The following is an 11,183-nucleotide window of genomic DNA, read 5'->3' as shown; positions in this document are numbered from 1 at the left end:
CCCATGGCTTGAAACCGCCTCAGCCACTGGGCCTGGCCCATGTCGAGCGCATGCTCGGCGACGGTCAGCTCGATGAATTGCTCGAAGAAATCATCACCCTGTATCAGCAGGCGGCCGTCGGCAAGGACGTGCTGATCGTCGAAGGCATGGTGCCGACCCGCAGCGCCAGTTACGCCGCGCGGGTCAACCTGCACCTGGCCAAGAGCCTCGACGCCGAGGTGATCCTGGTCTCTGCACCGGAAAACGAAGTGCTGACCGAACTCTCCGGCCGCGTCGAGTTGCAGGCGCAATTGTTCGGCGGCCCGAAAGACCCGAAAGTCCTCGGCGTGATCCTCAACAAGGTCAAGACCGACGAAAGCATGGACGCCTTCGCCACGCGCCTGAAAGAGCATTCGCCGTTGCTGCGCAGTGGTGACTTCCGCTTGCTCGGCTGCATTCCGTTCCAGCCGGAACTGAACGCCCCGCGCACCCGCGACGTCGCCGACCTGATGGGCGCGCAAGTACTCAACGCCGGTGATTATGAAACCCGGCGCATGACCAAAATCATCATTTGCGCCCGCACCATGCGCAACACCGTGGAGCTGCTCAAGCCCGGTGTGCTGGTGGTGACCCCCGGCGACCGCGACGACATCATCCTCGCCGTCAGCCTCGCAGCCTTGAACGGTGTGCCGCTCGCCGGCCTGCTTTTGACCAGCGACACCCTGCCCGACCCACGCATCATGGACCTGTGCCGCGGCGCCCTGCAGGCCGGGTTGCCGGTGCTGTCGGTGAGTACCGGTTCCTATGACACCGCCAACCTGCTCAATGGCCTGAACAAGGAAATCCCCATCGACGACCGCGAGCGTGCCGAGATCATCACCGATTTCATCGCTGGCCATCTCGATGCCGACTGGTTGCATCAGCGCTGCGGTACACCACGGGAGATGCGCCTGTCGCCAGCGGTTTTCCGCTATCAATTGATCCAGCGCGCCCAGGCGGCCAACAAGCGCATCGTGCTGCCCGAAGGCAGCGAACCGCTGACCGTGCAGGCTGCCGCGATCTGCCAGGCCCGTGGCATCGCTCGCTGTGTGTTGCTGGCCAAGCCCGAGGACGTGCAGGCCGTCGCCCGCGCCCAGGGCATCGAGTTGCCACCGGGGCTGGAAATCATCGATCCGGACTCGATCCGCGAGCGTTATGTCGAGCCGATGGTCGCGCTGCGCAAAAGCAAAAGCCTCAACGCACCAATGGCCGAGCAACAACTGGAAGACACCGTGGTCATTGGCACCATGATGCTGGCCCTGGATGAAGTCGACGGCCTCGTGTCGGGCGTGATCAACACCACCGCCAACACCATCCGCCCGGCCCTGCAGCTGATCAAGACGGCACCTGGCTGCACCCTGGTGTCGTCGGTGTTCTTCATGCTGTTCCCGGAAGAGGTGCTGGTCTACGGCGACTGCGTGATGAACCCGCACCCGAGCGCCAGCGAGCTGGCCGAGATCGCCCTGCAAAGCGCTGACTCGGCCGCCGCATTCGGCATCACGCCACGGGTGGCGATGATCAGCTACTCCAGCGGTGATTCGGCCAGCGGCGAAGAAGTCGAGAAGGTCCGCGAGGCGACCTTGCTGGCACACGAACAACAGCACTCGCTGCTGATCGACGGCCCCTTGCAGTACGACGCCGCCGCCAACGAAAGCGTGGCCCGGCAATTGGCGCCGAACAGTCTGGTGGCAGGTCGTGCCACGGTGTACGTGTTCCCCGACCTCAACACCGGCAACACCACGCACAAAGCCGTACAGCGCAGCGCCGATTGCGTCAGCCTCGGGCCAATGCTGCAAGGCCTGCGCAAACCGGTGAACGATTTACCGCGCGGCGCGCAGGTCGATGACATCGTCTACACCATTGCCCTGACTGCGATTCAAGCCGCCAACCGACCTATGGATGTGTGAATGCTGGACTTCCTACCCGCCCCGTTGCGCGGCGTGATCGCCTCGCTGCTGTTAGCACTGAATACGATATTGCTCTGCTCGTTCCTGTTCTGCGTGGCAATCGTCAAGGCATTGCCGTTCGCCCTCACCCAACGTATCGCGGGCTGGCTGATGAGCCATACCCATGAAGCCTGGATCAGCAACAACAAAGGCTGGATGAACCTGGTCCGCCGCACCCGCTGGCACATCAGCGGCCTGCAGGGCCTCGACTACCAGCACTCGTACCTGATCACCAGCAACCATCAGAGCTGGGTCGACATTCTGGTGCTGCAATACGTGCTCAACCGGCGCATTCAACCGCTGAAGTTCTTTCTCAAACAGGAGCTGATCTGGGTCCCGGTCATAGGTCTGGCCTGGTGGGCGCTGGGCTTTCCGTTCATGAAGCGCTACTCCAAGGCTTATCTGGAGAAGCACCCGGAAAAGAAAGGCAAGGACCTGGAAACCACCCGCAAGACCTGTGCGAGGTTCCGCGACAACCCGGTGGGCATTTTCAACTTCGTCGAAGGCACGCGCTTCACCGCGGGCAAGCATGCCCAACAGCAGTCACCCTTCAAGTACCTGCTCAAGCCCAAGGCCGGAGGCATTGCCTTTGTGCTGGATGCGATGGGCGAACAGCTTGAATCGATCGTTAACGTGACCATCCACTACCCCGCCGGGCGCCCGGGTTTCTGGGATTTGTTGTGCGGTAACGTTGCGGACGTGGTGGTGCACTTTGAAGAACTGAGGATTCCGCCACAGTTCATCGGCAAGAACTACGACCAGGACGGCGAATACCGCCTGCAGTTCCAGGGCTGGATCAATCAGCTGTGGCAGGACAAGGATGCTCTGCTTGCGCAGATGCATCGCGAATTTCCAAAGCAACACTGACCCCCTGTGGGAGCGAGCTTGCTCGCGATAGCGGTCGTACATTCAGAATTTATGTCGACTGATCCGCCGCTATCGCGAGCAAGCTCGCTCCCACAGGTTTAGTGTTTGTTTTGACTGATTACCAAACACAAAAAAACCCGCCGGTGATCACTCATCTGCGGGTTTTTTATTGACCACTAACGCTTAGATCGCCCCACGCTCACGCAGCAGAGCCAGCACTTGCTTGACGCCTTCTTCCAGCGACACAGACTGGGTGTCGATCACCAGGTCGGCATCCAGCGGTACGTCGTACGGGAAGGACTCACCCGGGATGTTATCCCCGGCCGCCGCATACAAACCTTGCGGATCACGCTCGGCGCAGACCGTAGGTGAAGCCTGGACGTAGACCGTCAACAGACGCTCCTTGCCGATCAGTTCCCGGGCCTGTTCACGACCTTCGGCACTCGGCGCGACGAACGCCGCCAGGGTCAGCAGACCGGCTTCGTTGAACTGACGCGCAACGTGCGCGGCACGACGCCAGTTTTCGGTACGCCCGGCGCGATCCTGTGGCAGGCCTTTGTTCAGGTCGTGGCGCAGGTTCTGGCCATCGAGCACGAACACCGCACGTCCCATGTCGAACAACTTGCGTTCAACCGCATACGCCAGGGTGCTTTTGCCCGCGCCCGACAAGCCGCTGAACAACACGGTGGCCGGTTGCTGGCCGAAGCGCTGTGCGCGCTCTTCGGTGGCAACGTGGGCCAGTTTGCCGTGGTGCGTGCTGGTGCCATGGGCCAAAGGCTGGGCGACGATCATGCCGGCGCCAACGGTGCCATTGGTCAAGCGGTCGATGATGATGAACGCGCCGGTGGTGCGGTTGCTGTCGTAACCGTCGAGGGCAATCGGCGCGTCGAGCGCGATCTTGACCTTGCCGATTTCGTTCAGTTGCAACGCGCTGGCCGGGCCTTCTTCCAGGGTGTTCACGTCGACCTTGTTGACGATGCTGGCGATGGAGCCCGGCACGTAACTGGTGGCGCGCTTGATGTCGTATTTCTTGCCCGGCAGCATCGGCTCTTCAGCCATCCACACCAGCATGGCTTCGAAGCTGTCGGTCACCGGCGGCACGTTGTCGGCGTGTACCAACAGGTCGCCACGGGAGATGTCGATCTCGTCTTCCATGGTCAGCGTCACCGCCTGACCAGGACCCGCGTGCTCCAGCTCACCTTCGAAGGTGACGATGGACTTCACGCGGCTGCTCTTGCCCGACGGCAGTACCACGACTTCGTCGCCCTTCTTGACGATGCCGCTGGCTAGCGTACCGGCGAAACCACGAAAGTTCAGGTTCGGACGGTTGACGTACTGCACCGGGAAACGCAGGTCGGTGAAATTGCGATCGCCCGCTACTTCCACGGTCTCGAGGATTTCCATCAGCGACTGGCCGGTGTACCACGGCGAGCGCTCGGATTTGTTCACCACGTTGTCGCCCTTCAAGGCAGACATCGGCACGAAGTGCATGCTGGTGGGCTTCATCTTCAAGCCTTCGGCGAACTGCAGGTAGTCGGCCTTGATCGACTCGAACACGCCCTGGTCGAAGTCCTTGAGATCCATCTTGTTGATGGCCACAACGATGTGTTTGATGCCCAGCAGGGAGGCGATGAAGCTGTGGCGACGGGTCTGGGTCTGCACGCCGTAACGGGCGTCGACCAGGATGATCGCCAGGTCGCAGGTGGATGCACCGGTGGCCATGTTGCGGGTGTACTGCTCATGGCCGGGGGTGTCGGCAATGATGAATTTGCGCTTGGCGGTAGAGAAATAGCGGTACGCGACATCGATGGTGATGCCTTGTTCGCGCTCGGCCTGCAGGCCGTCGACCAGCAACGCCAGGTCAATGTCTTCACCGGTGGTGCCGACTTTTTTCGAGTCGCGGGTAATGGCTTCCAGGTGATCTTCGTAGATCATCTTGGAGTCGTGCAGCAGGCGCCCGATCAGGGTGCTCTTGCCATCGTCGACGTTACCGCAGGTCAGGAAGCGCAGCAGCTCTTTACGTTCGTGCTGGCCCAGGTAGGCGAGGATGTCCTCGCTGATCAAATCAGATTGATGCGACATGACAGCCCCTTAGAAATAACCTTGACGTTTTTTGTCTTCCATCGAGCCGGCACCATCGTGATCGATGACGCGGCCCTGGCGCTCGGAAGTTCGCGTCAGGAGCATTTCCTGAATGATGTCCGTAAGGCTTTCGGCCTCGGACTCCACCGCGCCCGTCAACGGGTAGCAACCAAGGGTACGGAAACGTACTTTCTTTTTGACGATGCGCGCTTTGTCTTCGTCGCTCAGGTGCTCGAGGATGCGCTCGTCGTCGATCATGATCAGCGTGCCGTTCTTCTCGATGACTTCGCGCTCGGCGGCGAAATACAACGGAACGATCGGGATGCCTTCAAGGTAGATGTACTGCCAGATGTCCAGCTCGGTCCAGTTCGACAGCGGGAAGACGCGGATCGACTCACCCTTGTTGACCTTGCCGTTGTAGACGTTCCACAGCTCGGGGCGCTGGTTTTTCGGGTCCCAGCGGTGCTTGCTGTCGCGGAACGAGTACACGCGCTCCTTGGCGCGGGATTTCTCTTCATCGCGACGGGCGCCGCCGAATGCTGCGTCGAAACCATACTTGTCGAGTGCCTGCTTCAGGCCCTCGGTCTTCATGATGTCGGTGTGCTTGGCGCTGCCGTGGGTGAACGGGTTGATGTTTTGCGCCACGCCTTCCGGGTTGACGTGGGTGATCAGGTCGAGGCCCAGTTCGGCGACCATCTTGTCACGGAAAGCGTACATCTCCTGGAATTTCCAGCGAGTGTCGACGTGCATCACCGGAAACGGCAGCTTGCCCGGGAAGAACGCCTTGCGTGCCAGGTGCAGCATCACTGCGGAGTCTTTACCGATGGAGTACAGCATCACCGGATTATCGAACTCGGCGGCCACCTCGCGGATGATGTGGATGCTTTCCGCCTCCAGCTGTTTCAGATGCGTCAGTTTGTCGACCATGGCTACTCACGAAAACTTTCTTATGAACGGCCAGCGGGCCGTGTTCGAGCGGGGATCCTAGCACAGCGACCTCTTCTAATCAGGACACCAACTAGATCGAAAGAGCATATGATTATGCCCCGCTGTTTGGGCACATCGCCCCCCCTGTAGGAGCGAGCTTGCTCGCGATGGTCGTCAACGATAACGCAGGCAGCCTGACACCCCGCGGTGTTCTCAGGTTCATCGCGAGCAAGCTCGCTCCTACAGGGGATCCCGGATTCAGATCGGATTGGGACAATCGATGAAGATGTGCTCCAGCGCAAAGCGCCGCGCCAGGTAATCCCCCAGCGCCTGAATGCCGTATCGCTCGGTTGCGTGGTGACCGGCGGCGATAAAGCTGATGTCGTTTTCCCGGGCACTGTGGAAGGTTTGCTCGGAAGCCTCGCCGCTGAGGTACAGATCGACGCCGGCCAGAATGGCCTGATCGATGTAACCCTGGCCACCACCGGTGCACCAGCCAACGCGGCGGATCATGGCGCTGCCTTCGATCAGCAGCGGCTCACGGCCCATCACCTCCTGGACGCGGCGGGCGAAATCCCGGGGCATCATCGGCTCATTCAGCGAGCCGACCAGGCCGACAATCTTCAGATTGTCCGGGTCCAGCGGCCCTTCGACGGTGATGTCGAGCTGCCGCGCGAGCTGCACGTTATTGCCGACATCCGGGTGCAGATCCAGCGGCAGGTGATAGGACAACAGGCTGATATCGTGCTTGAGCAGGGTCTTCAAGCGGCGCTGCTTCATGCCGGTGATGCACGGGTTCTCGCCTTTCCAGAAGTAGCCATGATGCACCAGCACCAGGTCGGCATTGGCTTCCACGGCCGCATCAAGCAAGGCCTGGCTGGCGGTGACGCCACTGACGATGCGCATCACTTGCGGCCGTCCCTCGACCTGCAGGCCGTTGGGGCAATAGTCGGCAATTTTCGAACTGTTGAGGTAACGGTCGGCTTCTTCGACCAGGGTGCTCAGGGCGACGGCCATAAAAGACTCCTAAATATCCCGTTCAGAGGCACGTGCGGCCTCGTATAATGCGCGTCATTATGAGCGGTCTCATACCGCCTGCAACTCTCTCAGGACGTGCTTAATGCTCAAGGCGCTGCGTTTTTCCGGCTGGCCGCTGTTGGCCGGCGTGCTTGTCGCTCTTTTGATAATCCAGCGTTACCCGCAGTGGGTCGGGCTCCCGAGCCTCGACGTCAATCTGCAACAAGCGCCGCAAACCACCAGTATGCAGCAAGGTCCGGTGTCTTATGCCGAAGCGGTATCCACCGCGGCGCCGTCGGTGGTGAACCTGTACACCACCAAAGTCATCAACAAACCCAACCATCCGTTGTTCGAAGATCCGCAGTTCCGGCGCTTCTTTGGCGACAACTCGCCCAAGCAGAAGCGCATGGAGTCGAGCCTCGGCTCCGGCGTGATCATGAGCCCGGAAGGCTACATCCTGACCAACAACCACGTGACCAGCGGCGCCGACCAGATCGTGGTGGCACTCAAGGACGGCCGGGAAACCCTGGCGCGGGTGATCGGCAGCGACCCGGAAACTGACCTCGCGGTTCTGAAAATCGACCTGAAAAACCTGCCGTCGATCACCGTGGGGCGTTCCGACAACATCCGCATCGGCGACGTGGCGCTGGCCATCGGCAACCCGTTCGGCGTTGGCCAGACCGTGACCATGGGCATTATCAGCGCCACCGGGCGTAATCAACTAGGCCTGAACAACTACGAAGACTTCATCCAGACCGATGCGGCGATCAACCCGGGTAACTCCGGTGGTGCGCTGGTGGATGCCATCGGCAACCTGACCGGCATCAACACGGCGATCTTCTCCAAGTCCGGCGGCTCCCAGGGCATCGGTTTCGCGATCCCGGTGAAGCTGGCGATGGAAGTGATGAAGTCGATCATCGAACACGGCCAGGTGATTCGTGGCTGGCTGGGTATTGAAGTGCAGCCGCTGACCCAGGAACTGGCCGAGTCGTTCGGCTTGTCCGGTCGCCCGGGCATTGTCGTGGCGGGGATTTTCCGCGACGGCCCGGCACAGAAGGCCGGCCTGCAACTGGGTGATGTGATTCTTGCCATCGATGGCGAACCGGCCGGTGATGGCCGTCGCTCGATGAATCAGGTGGCGCGAATCAAGCCGACCGACAAGGTCGCGATCGAGGTGATGCGCAATGGCAAGGAGCTCAAGCTGACCGCGGAAGTCGGCCTGCGTCCGCCGCCGGCTCCGGCCCAAGAGAAAGAAGAAGAGTAAGCGGGCAACCCAAAAACCTGTGGGAGCGAGCTTGCTCGCGATGAGGCCATAACATTCAACATCATTGTTGACTGTCAGGCCGCCATCGCGAGCAGGCTCGCTCCTACAGGGGGCAGCGCTGGTTTAGAGGTCGCCCAGGCCGTCGATCAGCGCTTGATTCTGCTCTGGCGTGCCGATGGAGATCCGCAGGAACTGGGCAATCCGTTCCTGCTTGAAGTGCCGGACAATAACGCCCTGTTCGCGCAATTTAGCCGCGATACCTGCCGCATCGTGCCGGGGGTGACGGGCGAAAATGAAATTCGCCGCCGACGGCAGCACTTCAAAGCCCTTCCCTTCCAGCTGCGCAATCACCCATTCACGGTGCTCGATGACCAAACGGCAGGTCTTGTCGAAGTACTCGCGATCTTCGAATGCGGCGGCTGCACCGACATTGGCCATACGATCCAGCGGATAGGAGTTGAAGCTGTTCTTGATCCTCTCCAGCGCTTCGATCAGGTCCGGATGCCCAACCGCCAGGCCTACCCGCAGACCGGCCAGGGAACGGGACTTGGACAGGGTCTGGGTCACCAGCAGGTTCGGATAGCGGTCCACCAGGGAGATCGCCGTCTCGCCGCCGAAATCGATGTAAGCCTCATCCACTACCACCACCGAGTCCGGGCTGGCCTTGAGAATCTGCTCCACCGCTTCCAGCGCCAACAGGCAACCGGTCGGCGCATTCGGGTTAGGGAAGATGATCCCGCCGTTCGGTTTGGCGTAGTCCGCCGGGTTGATCTGGAATTGCTCGTCCAGCGGCACCGCATCGAAGGTGATGCCGTACAAACCGCAGTAGACCGGGTAGAAGCTGTAGCTGATGTCCGGGAACAACAGCGGCTGATCGTGCTGCAGCAAACCGTGGAAGATATGCGCCAGCACTTCATCGGAACCGTTGCCGAGGAACACCTGATTGTTCTGCACGCCGTAGTATTTGGCGACCGCGTTCTTCAGCAGATCGCTATTCGGGTCCGGGTACAGGCGCAGGTTGTCATTGAGTTCGGTTTGCATCGCAGCCAAGGCTTTCGGCGATGGACCGTACGGGTTTTCATTGGTGTTGAGCTTCACCAGTTTCGCCAGTTTCGGCTGTTCGCCCGGCACGTAAGGCACCAGATTCTTGACGAACGGGCTCCAGAATTTACTCATGTTCAGTTTCCCTGCCCTTGTGGAAAGTCTTCATCAACGATGCGGTATTCGGCGCTACGGGCGTGGGCGGTCAGCGACTCGCCACGGGCCAGCACGGAGGCTGTCTTGCCCAGAACGGACGCGCCCTGCTCGGAGCAGAAAATGATCGACGAGCGTTTCTGGAAATCGTACACGCCCAGCGGCGAAGAGAAGCGCGCAGTGCCGGAGGTCGGCAACACGTGGTTGGGACCTGCGCAGTAGTCGCCCAGGGCTTCGCAGGTGTGACGCCCCATGAAGATCGCGCCGGCGTGGCGGATCTGCGGCAGCCAGGCTTGTGGATCGGCAACGGACAATTCGAGGTGCTCCGGTGCGATGCGGTTGGCCACTTCGATGGCCTGTTCCATGTCGCGAACCTTGATCAGTGCACCACGGCCATTGATCGAGGTTTCGATGATCGCGGCGCGCTCCATGGTCGGCATCAGCCTGGCGATGCTGGCGGCGACCTTGTCGAGGAATTCGGCGTCGGGGCTGACCAGAATGGCCTGGGCGTCTTCGTCGTGCTCGGCCTGGGAGAACAGGTCCATGGCGATCCAGTCCGGATCGGTCTGGCCGTCGCACACCACGAGGATTTCCGAAGGACCGGCGATCATGTCGATACCGACCTGGCCAAACACGTGGCGCTTGGCGGTGGCGACATAGATGTTGCCCGGGCCGACCACTTTATCGACCTTCGGCACGCTTTCGGTGCCGTAAGCCAATGCGGCAACGGCTTGAGCGCCACCGATGGTGAACACACGGTCGACGCCGGCGATGCAGGCAGCAGCCAGCACCAGTTCGTTGATTTCACCGCGCGGAGTTGGTACGACCATGACCACTTCCGTGACGCCGGCGACCTTGGCCGGAATCGCGTTCATCAGCACCGACGACGGGTACGACGCCTTGCCGCCCGGTACGTACAGGCCGGCGCGGTCCAGCGGCGTGACTTTCTGGCCCAGCACGGTGCCATCGGCCTCGGTGTAGCTCCAGGAGTCCTGCTTCTGTTTTTCGTGGTAGTTGCGCACACGAGCCGCGGCGACTTCCAGTGCTTCACGCTGAGGCACGGAAATGCGGGTAAGCGCCAGCTCCAGACGCTCGCGCGGCAGGATCAGGTCAGCCATGGACTTCACGTCCAGGCCGTCGAACTGGCGGGTAAAGTCCACCAGTGCCGCGTCGCCACGCTCACGCACGGCCTTGATGATGTCCAGCACCCGCTGATTGACCGAGTCGTCAGACACACTTTCCCAGCTCAGCAGATGATCCAGATGATGCGCGAAATCCGGTTCAGCAGCGTTGAGTCGGCGAATTGCAGTCGGTGCGGTCATAGCGAGAGCCTCATAGAATTGGCAAAAACTCAGGCGCCCGAAGCTAACATTCGATCCGCTTGGGCACCTGAGAATTCTGGCTATGAGGCGGATAGACGGGCGCGACTTAACGTCGCGCAGGTGAATCAGCCGCGGTGTCGAGACTCCACTGCCTTGCGCAGGGTGTCGATCAACGCCTGGATACGGGCGTGCTGCATCTTCATCGAAGCTTTGTTGACGATCAGCCGGGAGCTGATGGCGGCAATGAAATCCTGTGGCTCCAGGCCATTGGCCCGCAGCGTGTTACCGGTGTCGACCACGTCGATGATCTTGTCGGCAAGGCCGATCAGCGGTGCCAGCTCCATCGAGCCGTACAGCTTGATGATGTCGACCTGACGACCCTGTTCAGCGTAATAACGCTTGGCAACGTTGACGAACTTGGTGGCGATGCGCAGGCGGCCCTTGGGCTCGACCGCGCCGACCTTGCCGGCCGTCATCAGCTTGCACTGGGCAATTTGCAGGTCCAATGGCTCGTACAGGCCCTGGCCGCCATATTCCATCAGCACA

General features: G+C 60.9%; 9 protein-coding genes. 3 read left to right on the top strand and 6 right to left on the bottom strand.

Features of this window, described 5'->3' with window-relative positions; translation table 11 throughout:
• Together pta and PMI29_RS02020 are read left to right on the top strand one after the other, a co-directional pair.
• The coding region (pta, locus tag PMI29_RS02015) for a phosphate acetyltransferase (RefSeq protein ID WP_008003902.1) at window positions 1-1,925 on the top strand (1,925 nt) is incomplete at its 5' end.
• Window positions 1,926-2,831, top strand: coding sequence for an acyltransferase (locus tag PMI29_RS02020; RefSeq protein ID WP_008003899.1), 906 nt, complete (start codon window positions 1,926-1,928; stop codon window positions 2,829-2,831).
• Window positions 2,832-3,014: 183 nt separating this feature from the next.
• Here PMI29_RS02020 and cysN read toward each other — a convergent pair whose 3' ends face one another.
• The 3 genes from cysN to PMI29_RS02035 all read right to left on the bottom strand — a co-directional run bounded on the left by cysN (window position 3,015) and on the right by PMI29_RS02035 (window position 6,857).
• Window positions 3,015-4,913, bottom strand: coding sequence for a sulfate adenylyltransferase subunit CysN (cysN, locus tag PMI29_RS02025; protein WP_008003896.1), 1,899 nt, complete (start codon window positions 4,911-4,913; stop codon window positions 3,015-3,017).
• 9 nt (window positions 4,914-4,922) lie between these two features.
• Complete coding sequence (gene cysD, locus PMI29_RS02030; RefSeq protein ID WP_008003894.1) at window positions 4,923-5,840, bottom strand: sulfate adenylyltransferase subunit CysD; 918 nt, start codon at window positions 5,838-5,840, stop codon at window positions 4,923-4,925.
• Between the two features lie 258 nt (window positions 5,841-6,098).
• A complete protein-coding gene (locus tag PMI29_RS02035; protein ID WP_008003893.1) occupies window positions 6,099-6,857 on the bottom strand; it encodes a Nif3-like dinuclear metal center hexameric protein in 759 nt (252 codons plus the stop codon).
• Between the two features lie 103 nt (window positions 6,858-6,960).
• Here PMI29_RS02035 and algW point away from each other — a divergent pair, with 103 nt between their 5' ends.
• On the top strand, window positions 6,961-8,121 hold the full coding sequence (gene algW, locus PMI29_RS02040; protein ID WP_008003891.1) for a Do family serine endopeptidase AlgW: 1,161 nt from the start codon (window positions 6,961-6,963) through the stop codon (window positions 8,119-8,121).
• Between the two features lie 123 nt (window positions 8,122-8,244).
• On the opposite strand, the gene hisC is transcribed toward algW, so the two are convergent.
• The 3 genes from hisC to hisG all read right to left on the bottom strand — a co-directional run.
• On the bottom strand, window positions 8,245-9,297 hold the full coding sequence (hisC, locus tag PMI29_RS02045) for a histidinol-phosphate transaminase (protein WP_008003889.1): 1,053 nt from the start codon (window positions 9,295-9,297) through the stop codon (window positions 8,245-8,247).
• A gap of 2 nt (window positions 9,298-9,299) precedes the next feature.
• A complete protein-coding gene (gene hisD, locus PMI29_RS02050; protein WP_008003887.1) occupies window positions 9,300-10,637 on the bottom strand; it encodes a histidinol dehydrogenase in 1,338 nt (445 codons plus the stop codon).
• Between the two features lie 125 nt (window positions 10,638-10,762).
• Window positions 10,763-11,183 (bottom strand): ATP phosphoribosyltransferase (gene hisG / locus PMI29_RS02055; protein WP_033052767.1); only part of this gene is annotated, 421 nt, incomplete at its 5' end.

Source organism: Pseudomonas sp. GM49, from assembly GCF_000282355.1.
GTDB lineage: Bacteria > Pseudomonadota > Gammaproteobacteria > Pseudomonadales > Pseudomonadaceae > Aquipseudomonas.
Note: the sequence above shows the minus strand (reverse complement) of the source record. Positions and strands in the feature narration are given on the sequence as shown.

Excerpts from the sequence above, each read along its gene's own strand:
- PMI29_RS02020 (WP_008003899.1), top strand. The coding sequence starts at position 1,926 with ATGCTGGACTTCCTACCCGCCCCGTTGCGCGGCGTGATCGCCTCGCTG.
- hisC (WP_008003889.1), bottom strand. The coding sequence starts at position 9,297 with ATGAGTAAATTCTGGAGCCCGTTCGTCAAGAATCTGGTGCCTTACGTG.
- cysN (WP_008003896.1), bottom strand. The coding sequence starts at position 4,913 with ATGTCGCATCAATCTGATTTGATCAGCGAGGACATCCTCGCCTACCTG.
- cysD (WP_008003894.1), bottom strand. The coding sequence starts at position 5,840 with ATGGTCGACAAACTGACGCATCTGAAACAGCTGGAGGCGGAAAGCATC.
- PMI29_RS02035 (WP_008003893.1), bottom strand. The coding sequence starts at position 6,857 with ATGGCCGTCGCCCTGAGCACCCTGGTCGAAGAAGCCGACCGTTACCTC.
- algW (WP_008003891.1), top strand. The coding sequence starts at position 6,961 with ATGCTCAAGGCGCTGCGTTTTTCCGGCTGGCCGCTGTTGGCCGGCGTG.
- hisD (WP_008003887.1), bottom strand. The coding sequence starts at position 10,637 with ATGACCGCACCGACTGCAATTCGCCGACTCAACGCTGCTGAACCGGAT.